The sequence below is a fragment of the Candidatus Burkholderia verschuerenii genome, from assembly GCF_001189365.1.
In the GTDB taxonomy this organism is placed as follows: domain Bacteria; phylum Pseudomonadota; class Gammaproteobacteria; order Burkholderiales; family Burkholderiaceae; genus Caballeronia; species Caballeronia verschuerenii.
Map to the genome: position 1 here is coordinate 1 of NZ_LFJJ01000011.1, position 25,456 is coordinate 25,456.

Sequence of the window (25,456 nt, forward strand, 5' to 3'; positions counted from 1 at the left end):
CGGCGAAGTTCCAAACTCCCAGGAAACCATTCAGATCAATATTGCTTCTGGGAGTTCTGGGAAACACGATCTTCCGGCGGCCCCTTGCCACCCTTGACTTCGACTAATTCTGAAGGGCCGACTACCTCACCTTTGTCTCCATCGTGTCTGCCTTCGGGCCGCTCTTAAATGTGAACATGACCTAGCGCAACGGCGGCGCTTATGCATTCATGAGCGAAAGCTGCGATGCTCATGATTCATTCATCACGGACGACGATATGGACGAGCACGGAATCCGCGCACTGGAAGAGCGTTTGAAGCAGGCAATGATGAAATCGGACGTCGATGCGCTCGACGCGCTGCTCGCCGACGATCTCAGCTTCGTCGACGCCACGGGCAAGGTCTGGAGCAAGGCCGACGACCTGAACGGCCATCGTTATGGCATGCAGCGCATCGAATGGCTGGATGTCGAGGAGCAGGGGATTCGTCTGTATGAAACGTTTGCGGTGACGGTCACGCGCGTGGCGATCGCCGGCACCTTCGCGGGCGCGCCGTTCGCGGGCAGCTTGCGCTACACGCGAACGTGGGGAGAGGTCGAAGGAACGTGGAAGGTGGTGGCCGCGCAATGCGGCCTGGTGGCATTCTGACGCGGCCTTAAGCCGACAGCAGCGACCCCGTGCGATAGGCCTTCGCGCCCGCGATGCGCGCTACTTCCAGACCGGCCGTCGCGAAGCGCGTGATATGCCGTGCGTACATCACGCCCGAGGTCGTGCAGGTGAGCGTGGTGACGGTATCGCTCAGCGGATCGACGACATCGGCGATGGCGGTGCCCGCTTCGATATAAGCGCCGACCTGCGCGCGAAACACCAGCACTCCCGAGGCCGGCGCGACGATCGGCTCCGCGCCCGCCAGCGGCGTCGCGGGAAATTCGAGCGGCGGCTGCTCGGGCACGGGCGCGTCGATCACGCCGCGATGAATCAGATAGTTGACGATGGCCTGCGCGTCCTTCTCCGCGAGTTCGTAGGAGACGTCGTGCTGGCTGCGCAATTCCACCGTGACGGAGATGCCGCCGTTCGGAATCGGAAAGCGCTCGCCGAACTTCTGGCGCAGATCGGACCAGCAGAAGCTGTGAATCTCGTCGAACGGATTGCCGACCGAATTCAGCGCCAGCAGCGACGCCTTCGCATCGAGATAGCGCGCGAGCGGTTCGACTTCGCTCCAGATATCCGGATTCGCGTACAGATGCAGCGCGGCATCCAGATCGCAATGCAGATCGAGCACGACGTCGGCGTTGTAGGAGAGCTTTTGCAGCGCGAGGCGCAGCGATTCGAGTTCGGTCTGCGGCGTCTGCTCGTCGAGCGCTTCTTTCATCGTGGCGCGCACGGCGGCGCGATTGGCGTCGGCGTCGCGGCCCAGACGCGCCTCGATGCGCGGCGCGATCAGCGCGGCCAGATCGTAGAAATTGCGGTTGAAGTTGTGGCCGCTGTTGGTCTCGAAACGACCCATCAGCGTGCCGTGCAGATTCTGGTTCAGGCCGATCGGATTCGGCACCGGCACGATCACCACTTCGCCGCGCAGCTTGCCCGCGGCTTCCAGTTCGGCGAGATGGCGACGCAGCCGCCACGCGACCAGCATGCCGGGCAGTTCGTTGGCGTGCAGCGAGGACTGGATATAGATCTTCTGGCCGCCGCCGGGGCCATAGTGAAAGCTGCTGACGGTGCGGGTCGTGCCGAGCGTCGGCGAGATCAGAGGATGAGTGTTGGTTTGCATGTTCGTCGCGCGCATTCGGGTGCGCGGTGTTGCTGGACAGGAGATCGGAAGGACCGTGCGCCGCGCTGTCTCCTTGCGCCGTCGCCGTCCCAAACGATCGATCTTAGCCGAAAAACGCCACGCGGGACGTGGCCCCGGAAAAGCAAACGGGCTCCGCACCCTTCGGCACGGAGCCCGTTCGACAGAAGACGAGCGGCTTAGCTGCCGTACACGTCGAAGTCGAAGTACTTCTTCTCGAGCTTCTTGTACGTGCCGTCCTTGATGATTTCGGCGATGGCCTTGTCGATCTTGGTCTTCAGCTCGGTATCGTCCTTGCGCAGACCGATGCCCGCGCCGTTGCCGAGCGTCTTCGGATCGTCGATATCCTTGCCGGCGAAGTCGTAGCCCGCGCCGCGCGGCGTCTTCAGGAAGCCGATTTCAGCCTGCACCGCGTCTTGCAGCGCTGCGTCCAGACGGCCGGCCAGCAGGTCGGCGTAGACCTGGTCCTGATTCTGGTACGGCGTGACCGTCACGCCCTTCGGCGCCCAGTAGGTCTTGGCGTAGGTTTCCTGAATCGTGCCTTGTTCGACGCCGACATTCTTGCCCTTCAGGCTGTCGGCCGTCGGCAGGATGCCGCTGCCCTTCTTGGCGACCAGACGCGTCGGCGTGTTGAACAGCTTGCTGGAGAAGGCGATCTGTTCGGCGCGTTGCGGGGTCATCGACATCGACGACAGCACGCCGTCGAATTTCTTCGCCTTGAGCGCGGGGATCATGCCGTCGAAGTCGTTTTCCACCCACACGCACTTGGCTTTCAGGCGCGCGCAGATTTCATTGCCGAGATCGATATCGAAACCGACCAGCTTGCCGTCGGAACCTTTCGATTCGAACGGGGGATAGCTGGCGTCGACACCGAAGCGGATCGTCGAATAGTCCTTCGCTTGCGCGGACGTGACGGCGGTGAGCGACGTGGCGGCGAGGAGGGACATCGTCAGTGCCGCGAGCAGTTTCTTCACTGTTTTAACTCCAGAAGGTGGTCAGTTCAGCCCGAAGGGTCTCTTCTTCGGGCAACCGGCGCGACGTGACGCGCCGAAGTTGGCATTCCGCGGATCGTGTCCGGCAGAATCGGCAGAAGGTTACCAAGCCAAAAATGTTGGGCACCTAGTAAAAGCCCCGATAGCCACGGCTTTTTAGAGCAAACCTTCGTTTTCTCGACAAGGGAATATATCCAAATGCGCGTCGATCGCCCGCCGAATTGCTCAATGCTTGCGCAAAGGATGATCCTTCAGCAGCCACGACAGCCCGAACGCGATCAGCGCGAAGCTTGCCGCAACCAGGTAGACCGTGTGCATCGAGCCGGCGAAGGCGTGCAGATAGTCGTTGCGCAGCGCGGCCGGCAGATGCGCCACCGTCTGCGGTCCGAGCGAGCGCGGCATCGCGGCGCCGGGCGGCATCAGCGTTTCGAGACGCGCGCGCAGGCTGTTGGAGAAGATCGCGCCGAAGGCCGCCACGCCCACCGATCCGCCGATCGAACGGAACAGCGTCGCGCTGGACGTGCCCACGCCGATCAGCCGGAATTCGACGACGTTCTGCACCGCGAGCACCAGCACCTGCATCACCATGCCGAGACCGAGGCCGAGAATCGCCATGTAGGCCTGCATGACGAGCAGCGGCGTGTCGAGTTCGAGCGTGGATAACAACAGCATCGCGACGGTGACGAGTGCGGTGCCCGCGATCGGAAAGAAGCGATATTTGCCGATCTTGCTGATCACGCGTCCGCTGACGATCGACGACAGCAGCACGCCCGCCATCATCGGCGTGATTTGCAGGCCGGCTTGCGAAGGCGTCGCGCCCTTCACGACTTGCAGATACAGCGGCAGAAACGTGACCGCGCCGAACAGCGCGCAGCCGACGATAAAGCCGATCAGCCCCGCCAGCACGAAAGTGCGCTCGCGAAACAGCGACAGCGGCATGATCGGCTCGGCGGCGAGGCGCCTTCGTAGACGAAGCCGCCTAGGCAGATCAGCCCGAGCGCGAGCGTGCACCACAGCTGCGTCGAACTCCACGGCAGCGTCGAGCCGCCTTCGCTTGTGAACAGGATGATGCAGGTCAGCGCCGCCGCCAGAAAGCCCGCGCCCATGTAGTCGACGCGATGATTCACATGCGCCGTATGCGGCTTGAAGACGAACTGGATGATCGCGAGCGCGACGACGCCGAGCGGCACGTTGATATAAAAAATCCACCGCCACGACAGATGCTCGACCATGAAGCCGCCGAGCAGCGGCCCGACGACCGTCGCCACCCCGAACACGCCGCCGAACAGGCCCTGAAAGCGACCGCGATCGGCGGGCGGGATGACATCGGCGATGGCGGCCATTGTGATGACCATCAGACCGCCGCCGCCGAGCCCTTGCAGCGCGCGCAGGGCGATGAGTTGCGTCATGTTCTGCGCGACGCCGCAGAGGATCGAGCCGGCGAGAAAGATCAGGATCGACGCTTGCAGCACGAGCTTGCGCCCGAACTGATCGCCGAACTTGCCGTACAGCGGCACGACGATGGTCGAACTGAGCAGATACGACGTGACGACCCACGACAGATTCTCGAGCCCGCCGAGATCGCCGACGATGGTCGGCAACGCGGTGGACACGATGGTCTGGTCGAGCGCGCCCAACAGCATGACGAGCATGAGGGCGGCGAACAGCAGCCAGAGCGGCTGTTTGGCCGATTCCGCGCCGGGGACGGCGGATTGGTGCAGAGTAGTCATGGTGACAGCAGACAATAACAAGGGAGACGTCGTGGATCGAACCGGAGCTGAGCGTCGAATCGGGCATCGATCGGGATCGACGATCTGTCCCGATTGATATTAATTAATATAAAAATTAATATAGTCGACGATAGAACGCAAGTCAATGAAGACATGAGAGACGATGCAATCGATACGGAGCCGGCTTCGCCCAAAAAGCCCGGCCGACGGCCCGGACGCCCGAGCGGCGGTCACGGCGCGGATGCCCGCGAGCATCTGCTGAACATCGCGCTGGAGCTGTTTGCGCGGCAGGGAATTGGCGAGACGACGCTCGGCGCGATCGCGCGCGAGGCGGGCGTGACGCCGGCGATGGTCCACTACTACTTCAAGACGCGCGAACAGTTGCTGGACATGCTGATCGATGAACGTTTCGCGCCTTTGCGGACCGAGCTCGCACGCATTTTCAGCGATCCCGACGCCGAACCCGCGGACACACTGCGCGCTTTCGTCGAAGCGCTGGCCGCGACGGTGGACCGGCATCCGTGGTTCGCGGCCTTGTGGGTGCGCGAGGTGATCAGCGAGGGCGGGCTGCTGCGTCAGCGCATGGCGGCACGCTTCGGCGAAGGGAACAAGGATCGCGCGGTCGAGCGGATCGCGGCATGGCAGCGCGACGGCAAGCTGAATCCGGAGCTCGATCCGTCGCTCGTGTTCATGTCGCTATTCGGGCTGACGGTGCTGCCGCTGGCGACCGCGCGCTGGCGCGATCAGGGCGAACGCACGCTGACGACGGAGGGTATCGCGCGGTATGCGGTGGCGTTGCTGATGCATGGGATTCGGCCGTTTTGACAAGGTCCGCGCCGTCCGCGCCTCACGCCGCCTTGAGCTCGATATGCGGATGCAACCCGGCGCGCACGGCGAGCGAGAGCAGCATGTCGAGGCTGAATCGATCCCACTTGCCGCGCATCAGGTCCGACACGCGCGGCTGGCTGATGCCGAGCGATTCGGCCGCTTGCGCCTGCGTCCAGCCACGCGACTCGATCGCCTGACGAAGCGAGGCCATGAGATCGGCGCGCAACTGAAGCAGCGTCGCTTCCTCGTTGGAGAATCCGAGATCGCTGAAGACGTTCCCGGTCGATTCGGTGATGGGTTCGTTCATGGTTCAGGCTCCGATTTGGCGATAACGGCGGGCGATGTGTTCTCAAGGAGAAACAATATACAACTGTTGATATATCGTAAGGCGCGCGCATTCGCACCCGCTCTCAATTACCCCGCCGTTTAAAATGCGCCCCTCGAACCCGCACATCCCGAGGAGACACTCCGATGGCAGCATCCCAAGCGGCGCAGGCCCCGAAGACGGCCGCGCCCGTCAGCGCCGCGTCCATTTCCGCGCGGCTCGACCGCCTGCCCGCCACGCGCACGATCTGGACGCTCATCGCGCTGTTGAGCCTCGGCTTCTTCTTCGAACTCTACGATCTGTTGTATTCGGGTTACGTCGCGCCCGGTCTCGTCAAAAGCGGCATTCTCACGCCGACCACCAATGGCTTCTTCGGACTGACGGGTGTCGCGAGCTTTATCGCGTCGCTGTTCGCGGGGCTGTTTATCGGCACGATCGCGTGCGGCTTTCTCGCCGACCGCTTCGGCCGGCGCGCGATCTTCACGTATTCGCTGCTGTGGTACACGGCGGCGAATCTCGTGATGGCGTTTCAGGACACGGCCGGCTGGCTCAACTTCTGGCGCTTCGTCGCGGGCGTGGGTATCGGCGTGGAGCTGGTGACGATCGGTACGTACATCTCCGAACTCGCGCCCAAGCATATTCGCGGACGGGCCTTCGCGTGCGAGCAGGCGATCGGTTTCATGGCCGTGCCGGTGGTCGCGCTGCTCGCGTTTCTGCTGGTGCCGCGCGCGCCGTTCGGTTTCGACGGCTGGCGCTGGGTCGTCGTGATCGGCGCGCACGGGGCGCTGTTCGTCTGGTGGATTCGTCGGACGCTGCCGGAAAGTCCGCGCTGGCTGGCGCAAAAAGGCCAGCTCGACGTCGCCGATCGCGTGATGCGCGAGCCTCGAAGCGAAAGTCGAGCGCGAATACGGCAAGCCGATGCCGGTTCAGGATCGCGCCGATGGCGTCGCCGCGCGCAGTTCCTTCGCCGACATGTGGAAGCCGCCCTACGGCAAGCGCGCCACGATGATGATCATCTTCAACGTGTTTCAGACCGTCGGTTTCTACGGCTTCGCGAACTGGGTGCCGACGCTGCTCGTCAAGCAGGGCATCACGGTGACGTCGAGCCTGATGTATTCGAGCATCATCGCGATCGCCGCGCCGATCGGGCCGTTGATCGGGCTGGCAATCGCCGACCGGATCGAGCGCAAGACGGTGATCGTGCTGATGGCGGCGGCGAACATCGTCTGCGGATTGCTGTTCAGCCAGTCGGGCAATCCGGCGTTTCTGATCGCGATGGGCGTCGGACTCACGCTGTCGGCGAACATCATGTCGTATAGCTTCCACGCGTATCAGGCGGAATTGTTTCTGACCGGCATCCGAGCGCGCGCGGTCGGCTTCGTGTACTCGTGGAGCCGTTTCTCGGCGATTTTCACGTCGTTCATCATCGCGGGCGTGCTGAAGGAATTCGGCACGACGGGCGTGTTCGTGTTCATCGCGGGCGCGATGCTGATCGTGATGGCGGCCATCGGATTGATGGGACCGAAAACGCGCGATATCGCGCTGGAAGAGATTTCGCGCTGACGCGGGCGGTGCAACCGATCACAAACGGGTGTCACATACTGCGTGTTTGCGGTTCGTATGCCAGAATCCGCAGAACGTACCTCGGACGCGGCCACTATTCGAATATGTCGGACACGCTCACACCCGTAGAAGCAGATCATGCGATGCGCAACTGGACGTACCGCTCGGAGGGCACGATTCCGGTCGGCTCCGCGCTCCACAAGCGCATGTTCTGCGAGATGCTGCTGACGACGCATAACCCGTACAAACCGGCCGTCATCGACTGGCCAAAACTCGATCCCGCCGCGCTCAAGCGCGTGACGTCCCTGCCCATTTGGGATATCGCGGTGCAGACGGAAGGGCGCGCATCGATCCGCGTGCTGACCTTCGCGGAAACCGTCGACGATCCGCAAATGCGCGACGCGCTGCGCATGAACGGCGGCGAGGAAGCGCGTCACAAGGTCGTGCTCTCGAAGCTCGTCGAGGCGTACGGCATTCAGCTCGCGCCCGAGCCGCCTTATCCCGCGCCGAAGGATCCGTTGCGCGCGTGGATGCTGACGGGCTATAGCGAGTGCATCGACAGTTTCTTTGCGTTCGGTCTGTTCGAAGCGGCGCGGCAATCGGGCTACTTTCCGGAAGAGCTGGTCGAAACCTTCGAGCCGGTCATTCAGGAAGAAGCGCGGCACATTCTGTTTTTCGCCAATTGGGTCGCGTGGTATCGGCGCAGCTTGCCGTGGTATAGCAAGCCGTGGTTCATGATGAAGACCGCGAGCGTCTGGTGCTCGCTGATTCGCGATCGCATCTCGCTGGCGCGCGGCTTCGACAACAACGGCGCGGCGAAAGACGCAAATTTTCCTGCAAACGTAGGCGATTCCGTCGCGGGCGATGTATCGGTGCGCTCGCTCATCGAACTCTGTCTGAGCGAAAACGACCGCCGCATGGGCGGTTACGATGCGCGGCTTTTGCGTCCCATCACGGTGCCGAGGCTCGCGCGTTTCGCGCTGCGATTCAAATCGATCAAGTAAATCATTCGGCCGATTTCTCTTCGAATCGGCGCGACGCTTCTTCGACTTCCTGACGGAATTGCGTGAGTGCCGCTAACTTCGCGTCGGGCGGCTGCAGCGCCGACCACAATACATCCACGAGCTCGTTCGCCGTCGTCTCGATCTGAGTCTGACTCAGGCGGCGCTTGGCGAGCGTTGCGTCCCACAGCACATGTTCCATCGGCCCGAAAACCAGCGAACGCAATAGACGCAGCGGCACGTCGGTCCGCACATGGCCGAGCGACTGGCCGCGCGCGAGCACGTCCATCAGCGGCGCGGTGTAGCGGCGTTGCAGATCGGTCAGCGTGTCGGAGAGATCGTGCTGCTTCGAGCGTCCTTCGGATAACACGAGCGCGCAGAGTCCCGTGCCGTTCACCAGCATCAGCCGCAGATGCGTGCGCACGATGAACGCGAATTGCTGGCGCACCGAGCCGTCGCGCGGCAAGCCGGATTCGAAGGCATCGATGATTTCGTCGTACCAATCCGCGATCACGCGCGCGCACAGTTCGCGCTTGCCCGCGAAATAGCTGAAAACCGTCGCCTCCGAAATGCCCGCGCGCTGCGCGATCTCCGCGCTCGTCGCGGCGTCGTAGCCTTTTTCGGCGAAGACATCGCGCCCGGCGCGCAGAATGTCCTTCACGCGCTGCTGGGATTTGACGCCCGCCGGCGTGCGGCGGCTGGTGGCAGTGGTGTGCGTGGACATGGCGCTGAAACCTTCGTGAGATAAATGTGAGCGTAGCTCAAAAACCTATTGACTGCCAGCCGATTTGAGCGTGAAATTGCTCCATTCGACGGTCGACGGCCCGCTGTGAGCATCACTCAGATGTCGGGTCGCGCCGTAACACCGCATCTGGAGGAGACGATCCATGAGCACCGTACCGGGTTTGAGTTTCGCGCTGGGCGAAGACATCGACATGCTGCGCGACACGCTGATCAATTTTTCGTCGAAGGAAATCGCGCCGCGCGCGGCGGAAATCGATCGCACCGATCAGTTTCCGATGGACCTGTGGAAAAAGCTCGGCGATCTCGGCGTGCTCGGCATGACAGTGTCCGAGGAATACGGCGGCGCGAATCTCGGCTACACGGCGCATATGGTCGCGATGGAAGAAATTTCGCGCGCGTCGGCATCGGTCGGGTTGTCGTACGGTGCGCATTCGAATTTGTGCGTGAACCAGATTCATCGCAATGGCACGGCGGCGCAGAAGGAAAAGTATTTGCCGAAGCTCGTCTCCGGCGAACACGTCGGCGCGTTGGCGATGAGCGAGCCGAACGCCGGTTCCGACGTCGTCAGCATGAAACTGCGCGCGCAGGAAAAAGGCGATCACTACGTGCTCAACGGCACGAAAATGTGGATCACCAACGGGCCGGATTGCGACACGCTCGTCGTCTATGCCAAGACCGATCCGGAAGCGGGCGCGCGCGGCATCACGGCGTTTATCGTCGAGAAAGGCATGAAGGGATTTTCGGTCGCGCAGAAGCTGGACAAGCTCGGCATGCGCGGCTCGCATACCGGCGAACTCGTGTTCGAAAACGTCGAAGTGCCGAAGGAAAACATTCTCGGCCAGCTCAACGGCGGCACCAAAGTCTTGATGAGCGGCCTCGATTACGAACGCGCCGTGCTCGCGGGCGGGCCGACCGGCATCATGCTCGCGTGCATGGATTCGGTGGTGCCGTATATCCACGACCGCAAGCAGTTCGGGCAACCGATCGGCGAATTCCAGTTGATTCAAGGCAAGGTCGCCGACATGTACACGACGCTGCAAGCGTGCCGCGCGTATCTGTTCGCGGTCGGCCGCCAACTCGATACGCTCGGCTCCGGTCACGTCCGGCAAGTGCGCAAGGATTGCGCGGGCGTCATTCTCTATACCGCCGAAAAAGCCACGTGGATGGCGGGCGAAGCGATCCAGATTCTCGGCGGTAACGGCTATATCAACGAGTATCCGGTCGGCCGCTTGTGGCGCGATGCGAAGCTCTATGAAATCGGCGCGGGTACGAGCGAGATTCGCCGCATGTTGATCGGCCGCGAACTGTTCGCTGAAACGGCTTAAGGACGCGCACCTATGCCGATCATCGAATCGAAGCTGAATCCGCGCAGCGAGGAATTTCGCGCGAACGTGGCGGCGCTGGATGCGCTCGTCGCGGACCTCAAGGCGAAAGTCGCGAAGATCGCGGAAGGCGGCGGACAGGCCGCGCGCGATCGTCACGTATCGCGCAACAAGCTGCTGCCGCGCGATCGCATCGCGCAACTGCTCGATCCGGGCACACCGTTTCTGGAGTTGTCGCAACTCGCGGCCTACGGCATGTACAACAACGATGCGCCGGGCGCGGGCATCATCACGGGCATCGGGCGCATTGCGGGGCAGGAATGCGTGATCGTCTGCAACGACGCGACCGTGAAGGGCGGCACGTACTATCCCGTCACGGTGAAGAAGCATCTGCGCGCGCAGGAAATTGCCGAGCAGAACCGTTTGCCGTGCGTCTACCTCGTCGATTCGGGCGGCGCGAATCTGCCGAATCAGGACGATGTGTTTCCCGATCGCGATCACTTCGGCCGCATCTTCTACAACCAGGCGAACATGTCGGCGCAGGGCATCGCGCAGATCGCCGTGGTGATGGGCTCGTGTACGGCAGGCGGCGCGTATGTGCCCGCGATGAGCGATGAATCGATCATCGTGAAAAATCAAGGCACGATCTTTTTGGGCGGACCGCCGTTGGTCAAAGCCGCGACGGGCGAAGAAGTCAGCGCGGAAGATTTGGGCGGCGGCGATGTGCATACGCGTCTGTCGGGCGTCGTCGATCATCTCGCGCAGAACGACGCGCATGCGCTCGGCATCGCGCGCAGCATCGTCGGTAATTTGAATCGCGTGAAGACGCCGCCGCTCGCATTGAAGGAGCCGATGCCGCCGCGTTACGACGCGCAAAGCGTCTACGGCGTGATTCCCGTTGATACGCGCAAGCCCTTCGACGTGCGCGAAGTGATCGCGCGCATCGTCGACGACTCCGCCTTCGACGAGTTCAAGGCGCGCTATGGCACGACGCTCGTCTGCGGCTTCGCGCATATCTGGGGGCATCCGGTCGGCATCGTCGCGAATAACGGCATTCTGTTTTCCGAGTCGGCGTTGAAGGGTACGCACTTTATCGAACTGTGCTGTCAGAGGAAGATTCCATTAGTTTTCCTACAGAACATCACAGGCTTTATGGTCGGCCGCAAGTACGAGAACGAAGGCATCGCGCGTAACGGCGCGAAGATGGTGACGGCGGTTGCAACGGCCAAGGTGCCGAAGTTCACGGTGATCATCGGCGGCTCGTTCGGCGCGGGCAATTACGGCATGTGCGGCCGCGCGTATTCGCCGCGCTTTCTGTGGATGTGGCCCAACGCGCGCATCTCGGTGATGGGCGGCGAACAGGCCGCCTCGGTGCTGGCAACGGTGCGTCGCGACGGCATCGAAAAGAAGGGCGGCGCGTGGTCGGCCGAGGAAGAGGAAGCCTTCAAGGCGCCGATTCGCGATCAATACGAAGCGCAAGGGCATCCGTACTATGCGAGCGCGCGATTGTGGGACGACGGCGTAATCGATCCCGCGCAAACACGCGACGTGCTCGGTTTGGGATTGGCCGCGACGATGAACGCGCCGATCGAAGACACCCGCTTCGGCATCTTCCGGATGTAACGCCATGTTCAACAAGATACTGATTGCAAATCGCGGCGAGATTGCGTGCCGCGTCGCGGCGACGGCGAAGCGCTTGAACGTCGGCAGCGTCGCGGTGTATTCGGATGCGGACGCGAAAGCCAAGCATGTCGATGTGTGCGACGAAGCGGTGCATGTCGGTGGATCGGCTGCGGCGGAGAGCTATTTGCGCATCGAGCGCATTGTCGATGCGGCTAAGAAAACGGGCGCGCAGGCGGTTCATCCGGGATACGGATTTCTGTCGGAGAACGAAGCATTCGCGAATGCTTGCAAGCAGGCGGGCATCACGTTCATCGGGCCGCCGGTCGAAGCGATTCGCGCGATGGGTTCCAAGGCCGCAGCGAAGGCGCTGATGCAATCCGCGTCCGTGCCGCTCGTGCCGGGTTATCACGGCGACGATCAGGATGCGTCGCTGTTGCAGCGCGAAGCGGATCGCATCGGCTATCCGGTGATGCTGAAAGCGAGCGCGGGCGGCGGCGGCAAGGGTATGCGCGTCGTCGAAAAGAGCGAGGACTTCGCGGCGGCGCTCGCGTCGTGCAAGCGCGAAGCGGCATCGAGTTTTGGCAACGATCGCGTGCTGATCGAAAAGTATCTGCTGCGTCCGCGTCACGTCGAAGTGCAGGTTTTCGCGGACAAACACGGCCACGCGGTGTATCTGTTCGATCGCGATTGTTCGGTGCAACGGCGTCACCAGAAAGTGCTGGAAGAAGCGCCCGCGCCGGGCCTGAGCGACGAGACGCGTCGCGCGATGGGCGAAGCCGCCGTCGCCGCCGCGCGCGCGGTGAATTACGTCGGTGCGGGCACCGTCGAGTTCATCATGACGCAGGACGGCCAGTTCTATTTCATGGAGATGAACACGCGTCTGCAAGTCGAGCATCCGGTGACGGAAATGGTCACGGGCCTCGATCTCGTCGAATGGCAATTGCGCGTGGCGGCGGGCGAGCCGTTGCCGTTGACGCAAGATCAACTGAAAGTGCACGGCCACGCGATCGAAGCGCGCATCTATGCGGAGAATCCGTCGCGCGGCTTTCTGCCTTCGACCGGCACGCTCAAGCATCTGCGGATGCCGCATGCCGTGCAATTCGCTATTGACGGCGACGTGCGCGTGGATAGCGGCGTGCGTCAGGGCGACGCGATCACGCCGTACTACGATCCGATGATCGCGAAGCTGATCGTGCATGGCCGCGATCGTCGCAATGCGCTGGCGCGTATGTCGCGTGCGCTGGCGGAATGCGAGATCGTCGGCTTGCATACGAACGTGGAGTTTCTGCAACGCATCGTGAAGAGCGAGCCGTTTTCATCGGGCGAACTCGATACGGGCTTGATCGAACGTCATCACGATGCGCTGTTCGCGCCGTCGACCGTTTCGCGCAACAAGGCGCTCGCGCTGGCCTGCGCCGCGTTGCTGACGCGCGAAGGCGGCGAAGCGCATGGCCAGTCGCCGTGGGATGCGTTGAGTCACTGGCGCATGGCGGGCGGTTACAGTCAGGACCTGAACTTTCGCGCGACGGATAACGACGAAGCGCTGAAAGTCGTCTTTACGAAGAACGGCGAGAAGCGGCTGCAATTGAACGGCGAGAGCGCGCGTTTTGGCTGGTCGCATAGCGGCGAGACATCGTACGCGGTGCAACTCGACGATGCGCTGATCAAAGGCCACGTCTTCACCGATGGCGATATCTTCCACGTCTTCTACGAAGGCGCATCGTTCGCGTTCGAATGGCAGAACCTGATGGCCCACGCGGGCGATGCCGAACACGAAGGCCGTCTCACCGCGCCGATGCCCGGCAAGGTGATCGCGGTATTGGTGCAAGCGGGCGCGACGGTAGAGAAAGGCGCGCCGCTGATGGTGATGGAAGCCATGAAAATGGAGCACACCATTGTGGCGCCATCGGCGGGAAAGATCGGCGAGATTCTGTTCGATGTGGGCGATCAGGTTGCTGACGGCGCGCAGCTCCTGATACTCGAAGCATCCGCTTAACGCTTGACCTTCTTGGGCGTGCCGAGCAGCGTGTTCTCGCTCTCGGCGCGCACGAGAATCTCGACGCGCCGGTTCATCGCGCGGCCTTGCGGCGTTTCGTTGCTGGCGATCGGCCGCAAATACGCCATGCCTTTGGTGGTAATGCGCTCCGCCGGCACGCCGCGCGCGATCAGCGCCTTCGCGACCGCATCCGCCCGCGCTTCCGACAATTCCTGGTTATAGGCAAGCGAGCCGTCGTTATCGGTGTGGCCTTCGATGAGAATGGGACGCATGCTGCGCTTGAGCACCTGTGCCGCGCGTTCCAGCGTGGGCAGGCTCGCCGGCTGCACGCGCGATTCGTCGACGGCGAACAGCGGCGTTTCCGGCACACGCATCTCCACGCCGCCTTTCACTTCCTGCATCATGATGCCGTACTGCGCGTTCAGCTGATCTTCCTTCGAACGGTTCAGGCCCGACGAACAACCCGCGATGAGCGTGAGCGACGCACTCGCTGCCACCAGCTTTTCCAGACTTCTCGACGTCATGCCCGCGTCCCTGCTTTTATACCGAGCTACGATTATAGGGAGCGCGAAGCGTGGCTTTGTAAAGAACATTGATCGTCGCGCGCGGCCGCACTGGAATGATTCGTGCGCGCTTACAATGCCCTCGAACGTTTCGCCCGTACTTCCTTCGGCTTACCGATTCCCTTCTATTCATCCACGAGGCCGCCGCTCCATGCCGAACCTGCCGCGCAACGACACCCGAACCGAAGCGCCCGACGCGGCGGACCGCAGGCGTCGCGTGCAACGTATCGCATCGGCGGCGCTTTATACGGTGCTCGTGCTGATCGCGCTCTATACCGCGCGCACCTTCATTCCGGCGGTGGTGTGGGCGGTCGTCATCGCGATTGCATTGTGGCCGGCATTTCGCTGGCTCGAACGCCGCCCGATGTTTCGCGGACGCCATAACCTGCTCGCGTTTCTATTGACCGCGGCACTGGGGCTTTTGTTCGTGGTGCCGTTCGCGATCGGCGCGGCGCAGACCGCCAAGGAAGCGCGCGATCTGATCGGCTGGTTCTCCATCACGTACTCGAAAACGGCATTCCGATGCCCGCGCTCGTCGATCATCTGCCGATGGGTTCGCAACAGGTTTCGCGCTGGTGGCAGGCGAATCTCGCGCCGCCGCTCGAGTCGTCGCCGGTGGTGAAGAACCTGCACAGCGCGACCGTCGTCGCGATGACGCGTCACTTCGGCGGACGCGTCGTGCATGGTCTCGTGATCTTCGGCTTCATGCTGATGACGCTGTTCTTCATGTTTCAGGCCGGCTCGAAGTTGGGCGAGCAACTGCTGACGGGCTCGCAGCGCGCGTTCGGATCGGACGGCGCGGCGATCGTGCGACGCATGGCCGAATCGGTGCGCAGCACGGTGGTCGGACTGGTCGTGGTGGGATTGGGCGAGGGCGCGCTGCTCGGCATTGCTTACGCGGTAACGGGCGTGCCGCACGCGACGCTGCTCGGCATGCTGACGGCGGTGGCGGCCATGCTGCCGTTCTGCGCGCCGCTAGTCTTTCTCGGCTCCGCGCTATGGCTGGCCGCGCAAGGCTCGATGATCGCGGCGGCGTGCGTGGCGGCGTTCGGCCTGATCGTCGTGTCGTGGCGGAGCACTTCGTGCGGCCGGTGCTGATCGGCGGTTCCGCGCGTCTGCCGTTTTTGCTGGTGCTGTTCGGGATTCTCGGCGGCGCGGAGACGTTCGGGCTGATCGGGCTGTTTATCGGTCCGGCGCTGATGACGATTCTCGTCGTGCTGTGGACCGACTGGGTGCGAAGCTAACCTGAATCAGTTGCGTTCCTGCACGCACACCCACGGCGACGTCACCACGGCCCAGAGTTCGGGATCGCGCGCGGAGAGATCGGCGGCGGTTTCGGCCTGCATGCGTTCGATCAGACCGGACGACAGCCATTGCGCGACTTGCGTCGTATCGTCGTTGGCGACGGCTTCCGCGACGCTGACGAGATCGAGATCGCTCTTCACCCAGATGAGCTTGCCTTGCGCGAAGAAGCGCTCGAGTTCCGGCCAGCCGATCTGCGCGGTTTCGCCGAGCAGCTTGGCGTAAAGAGGACTGGGATTCGAAGAGGCGTCGGTCATGGCGTGATCAGATAAACGAAAGGCGTCTGACACTATAGCAGTGCCTGACGCCTTCGTTTGCCGCGCGCGATTCCCGACTTAAAGGTCGAAGAAGACCGTCTCGTTCGGCCCGCGCAGATGGATGTCGAAGCGATAGATCGTGCCCGTCGAGCCTGCCTCGCGTTTCGCGATCAGCGTATGACGGCGCTCGGCCGGCACGCTTTGCAGCACGGTGTCTTTCGCGTTCGCGGCCTGTTCGTCGTCGAAATAGACGCGCGTGTAGCAATGCAGCAGCATGCCGCGCATCAGCACGATCACGTCGAGATGCGGCGCGGAGTCGTCGGCGGTTGCGCCCGGCTTCACGGTATCGAAGATGAAACGCAGCTTCGGATCGGTGCCCGTGCCGCAGCGCGCGAAGCCGCGAAAGCCCGACTCGCGCGCTTCGTCGGCGGTCTGCACGTAGCGGCCGTTCGCATCGGCCTGGGCGATTTCGATCAGCGCGTCGTTCACTACTTTGCCTTCCGCGTCGAACACATTGCCGACGATGGCGATATGCTCGCCCGGCACTTCACGATCCGTCGCCGACGCGGTGAACAGGCTCTTCAGATCGAAGTTGTATTGCTCGGGCACGAGGCCGTAGGCGAAGTACGGTCCGACCGTCTGCGATGGGGTTTGCTTGAGTTGGGTCATGTCGTTCACTCCGTCGGCGTCTGGTCCGGGCCGCGCAGCACGATATCGAATTCGTAGCCGAGCGCGTAGTTTTCCTGCGTCGTATCGATCGAAAACTTCGACACGAGACGATTCCGTGCCTGCTCCGGAATGCCCTGGAAGATCGGATCGAGGTCGAGCAGCGGATCGCCGGGGAAGTACATCTGCGTTACCAGACGCGAGCCGAAGTAGTCGCCGAACAGCGAGAAGTGAATGTGATTCGGCCGCCACGCGTTGGTGTGATTGCCCCACGGATACGCGCCGGGCTTGATCGTCATGAAGCGATAACGGCCCTGATCGTCGGTCAGGCAGCGGCCCGCGCCGAGAAAGTTCGGGTCGAGCGGGGCATCGTGCTGATCGGCCTTGTGCACGTAGCGGCCGGCCGCGTTGGCTTGCCAGACTTCCACCAGCGTGTTGCGCACCGGGCGTCCGCCTTCGTCGAGCACGCGTCCCGTCACGATAATGCGCTCGCCCAGCGGTTCGCCGTTCTTCGCGGCATTGCGCGTCAGGTCGGCGTCGAGCGTGCCCAGATCGTCCGCGCCGTAGACCGGCACGCGGCGGTTCTTCAGATTCTCTTTCAGCGGGATCAGCGGCAGGCCCGGACTGCGCAGCACCGACGACCGGTAACCCGGCGACAGATACGGCGGATGCGATTCCCAGTCACGCGGCGTCAGGATGGGGGAAGTCATCTGACTGTCTCCTGTATTTGTGAGGTTGATTCGGAAGTTTCTGACGGCTACTTTATATAACCCGCGAAGTTATGGAAAATGATGTTTCGTGCGCTCTTGCATAACGGATGGTCATGGATACCGACTTCACCAACACCCGCGTCAAGTTCCGGCATCTGCAGTGTTTTCTGGCCGTGACGCAGCTCGGCAGCGTCCAGCGCGCCGCCGACAGCCTGTCGATCACCCAGCCGGCCGTCTCCAAGACGATCGGCGAACTCGAATCCATTCTAGGCGTGCGCCTGTTCGAGCGCGGACGGCGCGGCGCGGTGCCGACGCGCGAAGGGCGGCTGTTCGCGCCGCATGCGAGCGCGTGCGTGGCATCGCTGCGCGAGGGCGTCGACATGTTGCTACGCGAGCGCGGCGAAGTGCCGGGCACGATCTCCGTCGGCGTGTTGCCGACGGTTGCGACGGCGCTGCTGCCGCCCGCGCTTGCCGCGTTTCGTCAGCAATGGCCGGCGGTGTCGCTATCCGTGTGGACCGATTCAAACGCGCAACTGCTCGAGCGTCTTAAGGCAGGCGAGGTCGATCTCGTGGTCGGTCGTCTATCCGAACCCGAGGCGATGCATGAACTATCCTTCGAACAGATCTATCGCGAGCCGCTCGCGGTCGTGGTGCGGCGCGAGCATCCGCTGACCTTCGAGACGCCGCTCACGCCAGCGCTGCTGGCGCGCTTCGTGATCGTGGTGCCGCCGTTCGGCACGCTGATCCGGCAATCGGCGGAAAGCGTGCTGACCGCGTTCGGCACGCATGCGCTGACGGCCTTGGTGGAAACCCTGTCGGTGTCGCTCGGCCGCTCGCTGGCGATGAAAAACGATGTCGTCTGGTTCGTCCCGGCGGGCGCGGTGGAGCACGATATCGAGCTCGGTCTGCTGACCGCGTTGCCGATGCCCTTCGCCGGCACCGACGAACCGATCGGCTTGATGCGCCGCAACGATGCCGCGCGCACGCCGGTGGAAGAGTCGTTCGTCGATGCGTTGCGCGAGGCCGGACGCGCGCGCGCCGGGAGCAAATGACCGCTTCACGAGCGCGGCGCGTGATTTGCTGAGGGAGTATTTACTGCGCAGATTTCGCGCGAAAGAAATACTATGAGGAAAAGCGCCGGGAAGGACTGCGACATGCAACGAACGTCCGCGACGGCGGTTTCAACCGAACTCGTCCGGAGATCCGCATGCCGACGAACGCGCTTATCCATCAGCCTTACGCCCGCTTCGTAGAAAACGCCTGCACGATGAAGACCGTACTGCTCGTCGACGACGATCCCAACACTATCGAAGCCTGGACCCTCGGCATGCGAGGCGAGGACTGTCAGGTCCTGTGCGCCTTCGATGGCAACGGCGCGTTGTCGATCCTGACCGCGCAAGCCGTGGATATCGTCGTCTCCGACTGGATGATGCCGGGCTTGGGCGGCGCGCTGTTGTGCCAGACGATGAAGAACGATTCGGCGCTCGCGCACATTCCTTTCCTGATGATTTCAGGGCATCCGAATCCGCCCGCGTTCGTCAGCTACGACGGTTATCTGCGCAAGCCGGTGGAGATGGAAACGCTGATCGCGTCGATCAACCGCCTGTGCGCGGCGAAGAAGCGGCCGATGTATTGAGGGCGGCTTTGGCTTCGTCCAGCAGAGCCAGTCACGGAAGGCCACCAATCGCGGCAGCGTCGCGGACTCGGGCCGATACACCACGTAATAAGCCAGCGTCGATGTGAACGATAACGACGGGAACAGTCGCACGAGACGTCCCGCCGCGATATCGTCGGCGGCCATTGCGCTGCGCGCCAACGCGATGCCGTTGCCATCGATCGCGGCTTGCAGCACGGCCGCCGAGTTGTTGATCTTCATGCCGCGATGCGATGTCGCGCCATCCACGCCCGCGTGGCTGAACCACGCATCCCAGGTTGCGAAGCCGGCGCGTCCATCGACCGACAGATCGTGGATCAGCGTTTCGCGCGCGAGGTCGGCGGGCGCGTGCCAATCGCCGCGCGCTTGCAGCAGACGCGGTGAACACACCGGATAGATATCCTCGTCCATCAGCTTGTCGGCGACGAGATCGGGCCACGTTCCCGTGCCGTAGCGCACGCCGATATCGATACCCTGCGTCGCGAAATCGAGCAGCTTGAGGCTGGTGTCGAGGCGCATGTTGATGTCGGGGACATCGTGAAAACGCTCGATGCGCGGCAACAGCCACTTGGCCGAGAACGCCGGACTGACCGTCACCGTCAGCAGACTGCTCGGCGCGCCTTCCTTCAGGCGTTCGAGACCGAGGCTCAAACGATCGAGTCCCGCGCGGATATCCGGCAGCGCGCGCTGCGCGACATCGGTCGCAACGAGCCGCGCGCGGCCGCCCGCGCCGCGCAGAAACAGCGATACGCCGAGCCATTCCTCCAGCCCGCGCACGAGTTGCCCGACGGCGGCGGGTGTCACGTTCAGTTCGAGCGCCGCCGCCGAAAAGCTCTGATGCCGCGCGCTGGCTTCGAAAGCGCGCATCGCGTTGAGGTGCACGGGTGCTTTTATGTCTAAAAGAATTTCTATCCAATACGGCAAGATTATCTCATTTGCCGATACCGCGATTCCTCACGACAATCCGTTTCATTGAGCCGCATTCGGCGTGCTCAATCCATCAAGCGAGAAATCAGCATGAACGATAGTTTTTCTTCTAAGGTTGCGATCGTGACGGGCGGTGGTTCGGGCATCGGCAAGGAGGTGGCGGCGCGTCTCGTGCAGGCAGGCGCGCGCGTCGTGATCGGCGGACGCGACGAGTCGAAGCTCAAACAGGCGGCAGCGGAAATCGATCCGAACGGCGAACGCGTGCGCTTCCATGCGGGCGATATCGCGCATCCCGCGACGGCGAGCGCGCTCGTCGATCTGGCGACGCAGGCGTTCGGCGGCGTCGATGTCCTCGTCAACAATGCGGGCGTGTTCCGGCCGAAGGCGTTTCTCGACGTCGACGAAACCGAGTACGACTGGTTCCTCGATACGATCCTGAAAGGCAAGTTCTTCATGGCCCAAGCCGCCGCCCGGGCGATGCAGAAGCGCGGCGGCGGCGCGATCGAGACCGGATCGTTGTGGGCGTCGCAGGCGATCGGCGCGACGCCGTCGGCCGCTTACTCGGCGGCGAACGCGGGCGTGCACGCGCTGACGCGCAATCTCGCGATCGAACTGGCGGCGTCGAAAATCCGCATCAACACGGTCGCGCCGGCGGTCGTCGAGACGCCGGTCTACGGCACCTTCATGAGCGCTGATCAGGTGAAGGAAGTGTTGCCGACCTTCGATGCGTTCCATCCGCTGGGCCGCAACGGCCAGCCGCGCGATGTCGCCGAAGCGATCCTGTTCCTCGCGTCGGATCGTGCGTCGTGGATTACGGGAACCGTGTTGCCGGTCGATGGCGGCGTGATGGCGGGCCGTCAGTAAACCATCGAAAGCTGGCCGAAGTCTTCAGCGCAATTCGGCCAGCGCGGCATCCATCTGCGCTTGCGCGAGCTTGTTCAGTTCCTGCGGAATCTCGCAATCGACTGGCAAACACGGCGTGACGATCACGCGGATATGTCCTCCGCGATCGGGCCAGCCCTTCGCGGGCCAGACGCGGCCGGCATCGTGCACCACGGGCACGACCGGCACTTTCGTCGCGCAGGCGAGCCGCACGCCGCCCGACGCGAGCTTGAGCGGCGCATCGTGCGCCACGCGCGTGCCTTTCGGGAAGATCACCACCGCATCGCCTTTTTTCAGGCGCGCGGCGCATTCGCGCGTCACCGCCTGATGCGCCTGACGGATCGAGCCGCGATCCAGACTCACCATATCCAGCCCGCGCAAGACCCAGCCGAAGAACGGAATGTTCATCAGTTCATGCTTGAGCACGAAGCTGATGCGCCGGGGAAACAGCGCCATGAAGGTCAGCGTTTCCCATGTCGATTCGTGTCGCGACAGGATGATGCACGGCTCGTCCGGCAAGTGCTCCAGTCCTTCGACCGAACACGTCGTGCCGGTGATCACGCGCATCATCGCGACGACGGCGCGGCACCAGAGCGTGGCGAGCCAGTAGCGTGCCTTTGGGCACCGCCGCGCCGTCGATGATCAGATGATGGTGGCCGGTGCCGTCCGTCATCGTGCCGGCGGGCGCGACGGTCATGCCGTCGACGCCGAACTTCACATGCACCGGGCTCGTGACGGTCGCGCCGTCCTTCGGTTCGATGAAATAAACGCGCGCGGACTGCGCGTGCGCCACCCCGTATTGCGAGAGCGCGATGGCGCCCGGAATCAGGACGCGCAAGAGCGTTTTCGAAAGCATCGTCTTCTCCTTGTATCGGCAGCGCCGTGGAAGTCGGCCGCGCGCCGGGGGAAGCTTGCCGGACGCACGGACCGCGACCAAGCATACACCGGCCTTTCGTGCGCTCGCAGCGACGCTGCCCGCGCCGGGTGCGGCGCCGTGCCGCGCATGCCCGGCCGCGCGGGCGTCGGAGAGCGGAATTCCGGTAAGATGCGTCGCCGCGCGCCCGTCCGTGCCGTCGCTTTATCCGGACAACAGGCGCGCTTTCAGTCCATACGTCACCAAGAGTCTGTCGTGAGCGAAGTCATCGAATTCAAGAGCTGGGTCTGCCTGATTTGCGGCTGGATCTACAACGAAGAGCACGGTCTGCCGGAAGAAGGCATTGCGCCGGGCACGCGTTTCGCCGATATCCCCGCCGGCTGGCGCTGCCCGGAATGCGACGTCGGCAAGGAAGATTTCGTCGTCGTCGATTTCTAAAGCGGGCTGTTAGCCCCGACACGTCTTTTCTAGCGCGCCACCGCGATCATCTCGCGGCTCGTGTCATCGAGCGGCGCGCGATTCCAGTCGCCATACCAGTCGATCCGCGCGAATCCCGCCTGATTCAGCAGCCGCGCGAGTTCGTCGCGCGTCCAGAAGCGCAGTTCGCTGCGCGCCTCGAGCGTCTCGCCGCCGTTTTCCTCGAATCGATAGTGCGTCGTGAACGCCACGCGGCCGTCCGTCAGCGGATCGGGCGCGGCGTGCCGTTCCTGCCAGATGCCCACGCTGCCGCCATCCGGCGCTTTCACCTGCCGCCGCGATGCCTCGGGCGTCCACGCCTCCCACGCGCGCGCCATCGGATGACGGCTTTCGAACGCGATGCGCCCGCCCGGCCACACCGCGCGTCGCGCGGCCTTGAGCGTCGCGAGCAGCGCGGCGTCGTCGAGAAACACCTGCGCGACGTGGCCGGTCATCAGCAGCAGATCGACGGGGCCGACAAACGCCAGCGCGCCCGCGTCGCCTTCGATCCACGTCACGCGTTTTCCTTCCGGCCGATGCCGCGCCACCTGCAACATCCGCGGCGACGGATCGATACCCGTCACGCGATAGCCGCGCGTCGCGAGTTCGCAGGCGAGCAGTCCGGTGCCGCATCCGAGATCGACCACGTGTTCCGCCGATTCGGCCAGCGCCACGTAGAACGCGGTATCGGCGGCGGCGGGATTGAGCGTGTCGTAGAGCGCGACGAGACGCGCATCGTCGTAAAGCGAGGCAGTGGTCATGGGCGGTTCTGGTAGACGAGCGCGTCGCGCATCGGCTGGCTGCGGACCATGATCGGGCCGCTGAACGGCGTATCGAGATCGAGGATCACGAGCACGGCCGACGCGATCGACAACGCGCCCAGCGTGATGGTCACGAGCGACAGCGCATTGCGCGGCGCGATCAGCCCGAAGCAGAGAAAAATGATCAGCAGCCAGCCGACCAGAATGCGATCGAACGGATACGAAATCGACCGTGGTGCCCGCCGACGATACGCACATCCACTACGGCAAAGGCCAGACCGAAGCCGACGTGAAGCTGCCGCCCGGCGATCACACGCTGACGATGCAGTTCGCCGACGGCGCGCATCGCTCGTACGGGCCGGAGATGAGTTCGACCGTCAAGGTGCACGTCAAGTAGACGCGCGCGGGTCGGCACACACGCAAAACCGCGCGCGGCGGCCTATGCCGTTCGGCTGAGCCACGGCCCGTCGCGCGCGAACGGTACAATGAATGCTTCCCTGCGTGACACATCGGTGTCACCGTTCGTTTTTTCCACGGCTCTCCCATGTCGCTTTATTCCATCACGGACGCGCAACTCGCGTTCGGCCACGTCGCATTGCTCGACCATGCCGACTTTTCGCTCGAAGCGGGCGAGCGGGTCGGGCTGATCGGCCGCAACGGCGCGGGCAAGTCGTCGCTGCTGAAGATCGTCGCGGGGCTCGCCGCGCCCGACGACGGCCTCGTCATGCGTCAGAACGAACTCACCACGGTCTACGTGCCGCAGGAGCCGGAATTCGATCTCGATGCCTCCGTGTTCGATGTCGTCGCCTCCGGTCTCATCGAAGCCCGCACGCTGCTCGACGAATACGACGCCGTCGCCCACGCGCTCGCCGAAACGCCCGAAGGCCCGAAGCACTACGAGCTGCTGGCGCGCATGAACGCGCTGCAAACCTCGCTCGATCTGCGCGATGCGTGGAACTGGCGCACCCGCGTCTCGACCACGCTCGATCAGATCGGGCTGGACGGCAACGCGCGTTCCGGCGCGCTGTCGGGCGGCATGAAAAAGCGCGTGGCGCTGGCGCGCGCGCTGGTCGTGCAGCCGGACGTGCTGCTGCTCGACGAGCCGACCAACCATCTCGACTTCGAGGGCATCCGCTGGCTCGAGGAACTGCTGGTCACCTTGCGCACGGGCTTGCTGTTCATCACGCACGACCGGGCGTTTCTGGATCGCGTGGCGACGCGTATCGTCGAACTGGATCGCGGGCGGCTGCTGTCGTATCCGGGCAATTTCAGTGCGTATCAGACGCGCAAGGCGCAGCAGCTGGAAGTCGAACAGGTCGAGCAGGCCAAGTTCGACAAGCTGCTCGCGCAGGAAGAAGTGTGGATCCGCAAGGGCGTGGAGGCGCGGCGCACGCGCAGCGTCGGGCGCATTGCGCGGCTGGTGGAAATGCGCAACGAGCGCGCCGAACGCCGCAACGTGCAGGGCAACGTGAAGCTCGATGTCGGGCAGGGCGAGAAGTCGGGCAAGATCGTCGCCGAACTGACGGATGTGACCAAGCGCTACGGCGAACGCACCATCGTCGACAGCTATACGGCCACCGTCATGCACGGCGACAAGATCGGTCTGGTCGGGCCGAACGGCGCGGGCAAGACCACGCTGCTCAAGCTGATTCTCGGCGAATTGCAGCCCGACGACGGCCGCGTGCGCACCGGCACCAACATTCAGGCGGCGTATTTCGATCAGATGCGCGCGCAGCTCGATCTCGACAAATCGCTGGCGGACACCATCAGTCCCGGCAGCGAATGGGTCGAAGTCAACGGCGTGAAGAAGCACGTGATGAGCTATCTCGGCGACTTCCTGTTCGCGCCCGAGCGCGCGCGATCGCCGGTGCGCTCGTTGTCGGGCGGCGAGCGCAATCGCCTGCTGCTGGCGAGGCTGTTCGCGCGTCCCGCCAACGTGCTGGTGCTCGACGAACCGACCAACGACCTCGACATTCCCACGCTCGAACTGCTCGAAGAACTGCTCGCCGATTACGACGGCACCGTGCTGCTGGTAAGCCACGACCGCGCGTTTCTCGATAACGTCGTGACCTCGGTGTTCGCGGCGGAAGGCGGCGGCAAGTGGCGCGAGTACGTCGGCGGCTTCTCCGACTGGCAGATTCAGCGCGAACGTTCGGAGCGGATCGCGGAAGAAGCGGCGCGTCAGACCGCGAAGGAAGCGCCGAAGGACGACGTGCCGAAGGAAAGCGCCGCCGGCCGCAACGCCCAGCGCACGGTCAAGCTGTCGTTCAAGGAACAGCGCGAACTCGAAGCGCTGCCGGAGCGGATCGCGGCGCTCGAGGACGAGCAGAAGACCATCGGCGCGCAACTCGCGGACGGCTCGATTTTCGCGAAGGACGCCAAGAAAGGCGCGCGTCTGTCGGAACGTCACGCCGCGATCGAAGAGGAACTGCTGGTCGCGCTGGAACGCTGGGAAGAACTGGAAGCGAAACGGAAATAGCGGGCGCGAATCGCATCGGGCGCGTGTCGGTTTC

20 protein-coding genes and 8 pseudogenes are annotated in these 25,456 nt (G+C 63.5%); 14 read left to right on the forward strand and 14 right to left on the reverse strand.

Going from position 1 to position 25,456, the window contains the following annotated elements; genetic code table 11:
- The first annotated feature begins 257 nt into the window (after window positions 1-257).
- Window positions 258-626: a nuclear transport factor 2 family protein gene (locus BVER_RS04195; RefSeq protein WP_050452253.1), complete on the forward strand. Its 369-nt coding sequence runs from the start codon at window positions 258-260 to the stop codon at window positions 624-626.
- Window positions 627-633: 7 nt separating this feature from the next.
- Here the strand turns inward: BVER_RS04195 and BVER_RS04200 are convergent, their stop codons facing one another.
- The 3 genes and pseudogenes from BVER_RS04200 to BVER_RS04210 all read right to left on the reverse strand — a co-directional run bounded on the left by BVER_RS04200 (window position 634) and on the right by BVER_RS04210 (window position 4,489).
- Entirely contained in the window at window positions 634-1,749 is a 1,116-nt protein-coding gene (locus BVER_RS04200) for a succinylglutamate desuccinylase/aspartoacylase family protein (protein ID WP_050452254.1), read from the reverse strand.
- Between the two features lie 197 nt (window positions 1,750-1,946).
- Entirely contained in the window at window positions 1,947-2,741 is a 795-nt protein-coding gene (locus BVER_RS04205; RefSeq protein WP_050452220.1) for an ABC transporter substrate-binding protein, read from the reverse strand.
- A 243-nt stretch (window positions 2,742-2,984) separates the two neighbouring features.
- Window positions 2,985-4,489: pseudogene (locus BVER_RS04210) on the reverse strand (MDR family MFS transporter).
- 153 nt (window positions 4,490-4,642) lie between these two features.
- Between BVER_RS04210 and BVER_RS04215 the strand changes: the two are divergent.
- On the forward strand, window positions 4,643-5,314 hold the full coding sequence (locus BVER_RS04215; protein WP_050452221.1) for a TetR/AcrR family transcriptional regulator: 672 nt from the start codon (window positions 4,643-4,645) through the stop codon (window positions 5,312-5,314).
- A gap of 22 nt (window positions 5,315-5,336) precedes the next feature.
- On the opposite strand, the gene BVER_RS04220 is transcribed toward BVER_RS04215, so the two are convergent.
- The gene (locus tag BVER_RS04220) at window positions 5,337-5,624 is read right to left on the reverse strand and encodes a helix-turn-helix domain-containing protein (RefSeq protein ID WP_050452222.1); all 288 of its coding nucleotides are present in this window, start codon (window positions 5,622-5,624) and stop codon (window positions 5,337-5,339) included.
- Window positions 5,625-5,788: 164 nt separating this feature from the next.
- Here BVER_RS04220 and BVER_RS04225 point away from each other — a divergent pair.
- A pseudogene (locus tag BVER_RS04225) lies at window positions 5,789-7,205 on the forward strand (MFS transporter).
- A 104-nt stretch (window positions 7,206-7,309) separates the two neighbouring features.
- The gene (locus BVER_RS04230) at window positions 7,310-8,209 is read left to right on the forward strand and encodes a ferritin-like domain-containing protein (RefSeq protein ID WP_050452223.1); all 900 of its coding nucleotides are present in this window, start codon (window positions 7,310-7,312) and stop codon (window positions 8,207-8,209) included.
- A gap of 1 nt (window position 8,210) precedes the next feature.
- On the opposite strand, the gene BVER_RS04235 is transcribed toward BVER_RS04230, so the two are convergent.
- The gene (locus BVER_RS04235) at window positions 8,211-8,930 is read right to left on the reverse strand and encodes a TetR/AcrR family transcriptional regulator (protein ID WP_050452224.1); all 720 of its coding nucleotides are present in this window, start codon (window positions 8,928-8,930) and stop codon (window positions 8,211-8,213) included.
- Window positions 8,931-9,093: 163 nt separating this feature from the next.
- Between BVER_RS04235 and BVER_RS04240 the strand changes: the two genes are divergently transcribed.
- From BVER_RS04240 to BVER_RS04250, 3 genes are read left to right on the forward strand one after another with little or no spacing between them, the layout of a single operon-like run.
- Window positions 9,094-10,275 (forward strand): isovaleryl-CoA dehydrogenase, encoded by a 1,182-nt coding sequence (locus tag BVER_RS04240; RefSeq protein WP_050452225.1) that lies wholly within the window; start codon window positions 9,094-9,096, stop codon window positions 10,273-10,275.
- A gap of 12 nt (window positions 10,276-10,287) precedes the next feature.
- Window positions 10,288-11,895 carry a carboxyl transferase domain-containing protein gene (locus BVER_RS04245; RefSeq protein WP_050452226.1) on the forward strand — a complete coding sequence of 536 codons (1,608 nt, stop codon included), beginning with the start codon at window positions 10,288-10,290 and terminating at the stop codon, window positions 11,893-11,895.
- A 4-nt stretch (window positions 11,896-11,899) separates the two neighbouring features.
- The gene (locus tag BVER_RS04250; RefSeq protein WP_050452227.1) at window positions 11,900-13,891 is read left to right on the forward strand and encodes an acetyl/propionyl/methylcrotonyl-CoA carboxylase subunit alpha; all 1,992 of its coding nucleotides are present in this window, start codon (window positions 11,900-11,902) and stop codon (window positions 13,889-13,891) included.
- Here BVER_RS04250 and BVER_RS04255 read toward each other — a convergent pair.
- Window positions 13,888-14,415 carry an OmpA family protein gene (locus BVER_RS04255; RefSeq protein WP_083452035.1) on the reverse strand — a complete coding sequence of 176 codons (528 nt, stop codon included), beginning with the start codon at window positions 14,413-14,415 and terminating at the stop codon, window positions 13,888-13,890. The genes BVER_RS04250 and BVER_RS04255 overlap by 4 nt on opposite strands.
- 190 nt (window positions 14,416-14,605) lie before the next feature.
- Here BVER_RS04255 and BVER_RS04260 point away from each other — a divergent pair.
- Window positions 14,606-15,698 (forward strand): annotated as a pseudogene (locus BVER_RS04260) (AI-2E family transporter).
- Between the two features lie 6 nt (window positions 15,699-15,704).
- On the opposite strand, the gene BVER_RS04265 reads toward BVER_RS04260, so the two are convergent.
- The 3 genes from BVER_RS04265 to pcaH form a co-directional block, all read right to left on the reverse strand.
- Window positions 15,705-16,013, reverse strand: coding sequence for a DUF2288 domain-containing protein (locus BVER_RS04265; protein WP_050452228.1), 309 nt, complete (start codon window positions 16,011-16,013; stop codon window positions 15,705-15,707).
- Window positions 16,014-16,091: 78 nt separating this feature from the next.
- Complete coding sequence (gene pcaG / locus BVER_RS04270) at window positions 16,092-16,682, reverse strand: protocatechuate 3,4-dioxygenase subunit alpha (RefSeq protein WP_050452256.1); 591 nt, start codon at window positions 16,680-16,682, stop codon at window positions 16,092-16,094.
- A gap of 5 nt (window positions 16,683-16,687) precedes the next feature.
- The gene (gene pcaH, locus BVER_RS04275; protein WP_050452229.1) at window positions 16,688-17,389 is read right to left on the reverse strand and encodes a protocatechuate 3,4-dioxygenase subunit beta; all 702 of its coding nucleotides are present in this window, start codon (window positions 17,387-17,389) and stop codon (window positions 16,688-16,690) included.
- Between the two features lie 113 nt (window positions 17,390-17,502).
- Between pcaH and pcaQ the strand changes: the two genes are divergently transcribed.
- Together pcaQ and BVER_RS33355 are read left to right on the forward strand one after the other, a co-directional pair.
- Window positions 17,503-18,441 (forward strand): pca operon transcription factor PcaQ, encoded by a 939-nt coding sequence (gene pcaQ, locus BVER_RS04280; protein WP_050452257.1) that lies wholly within the window; start codon window positions 17,503-17,505, stop codon window positions 18,439-18,441.
- 275 nt (window positions 18,442-18,716) lie between these two features.
- Window positions 18,717-18,926 (forward strand): annotated as a pseudogene (locus BVER_RS33355) (response regulator); the annotation flags it as partial.
- Here the strand turns inward: BVER_RS33355 and BVER_RS04290 are convergent.
- Window positions 18,900-19,937 carry a LysR substrate-binding domain-containing protein gene (locus tag BVER_RS04290; RefSeq protein WP_232316374.1) on the reverse strand — a complete coding sequence of 346 codons (1,038 nt, stop codon included), beginning with the start codon at window positions 19,935-19,937 and terminating at the stop codon, window positions 18,900-18,902. The pseudogene BVER_RS33355 and the gene BVER_RS04290 sit on opposite strands and share 27 nt — an antisense overlap.
- Window positions 19,938-20,060: 123 nt before the next feature.
- Between BVER_RS04290 and BVER_RS04295 the strand changes: the two genes are divergently transcribed.
- A complete protein-coding gene (locus BVER_RS04295) occupies window positions 20,061-20,834 on the forward strand; it encodes an SDR family NAD(P)-dependent oxidoreductase (RefSeq protein WP_050452231.1) in 774 nt (257 codons plus the stop codon).
- A gap of 24 nt (window positions 20,835-20,858) precedes the next feature.
- On the opposite strand, the pseudogene BVER_RS04300 reads toward BVER_RS04295, so the two are convergent.
- Both BVER_RS04300 and BVER_RS36185 read right to left on the reverse strand, forming a co-directional pair.
- Window positions 20,859-21,464, reverse strand: a pseudogene (locus BVER_RS04300) (lysophospholipid acyltransferase family protein); the annotation flags it as partial.
- 43 nt (window positions 21,465-21,507) lie between these two features.
- Window positions 21,508-21,708 (reverse strand): annotated as a pseudogene (locus BVER_RS36185) (DUF4399 domain-containing protein); the annotation flags it as partial.
- A gap of 273 nt (window positions 21,709-21,981) precedes the next feature.
- Between BVER_RS36185 and BVER_RS04305 the strand changes: the two are divergent.
- Entirely contained in the window at window positions 21,982-22,164 is a 183-nt protein-coding gene (locus BVER_RS04305; protein WP_050452258.1) for a rubredoxin, read from the forward strand.
- Between the two features lie 29 nt (window positions 22,165-22,193).
- Here BVER_RS04305 and BVER_RS04310 read toward each other — a convergent pair whose 3' ends face one another.
- Together BVER_RS04310 and BVER_RS29805 are read right to left on the reverse strand one after the other, a co-directional pair.
- A complete protein-coding gene (locus tag BVER_RS04310) occupies window positions 22,194-22,943 on the reverse strand; it encodes a class I SAM-dependent methyltransferase (RefSeq protein WP_050452232.1) in 750 nt (249 codons plus the stop codon).
- Window positions 22,940-23,182 (reverse strand): annotated as a pseudogene (locus tag BVER_RS29805) (bestrophin-like domain); the annotation flags it as partial. The pseudogene BVER_RS29805 and the gene BVER_RS04310, both read right to left, overlap by 4 nt.
- Here BVER_RS29805 and BVER_RS04315 point away from each other — a divergent pair.
- Window positions 23,167-23,340: pseudogene (locus BVER_RS04315) on the forward strand (DUF4399 domain-containing protein); the annotation flags it as partial. The pseudogenes BVER_RS29805 and BVER_RS04315 sit on opposite strands and share 16 nt — an antisense overlap.
- 147 nt (window positions 23,341-23,487) lie before the next feature.
- Window positions 23,488-25,422 carry an ATP-binding cassette domain-containing protein gene (locus BVER_RS04320; protein WP_050452233.1) on the forward strand — a complete coding sequence of 645 codons (1,935 nt, stop codon included), beginning with the start codon at window positions 23,488-23,490 and terminating at the stop codon, window positions 25,420-25,422.
- The last annotated feature ends 34 nt before the right edge of the window (window positions 25,423-25,456 follow it).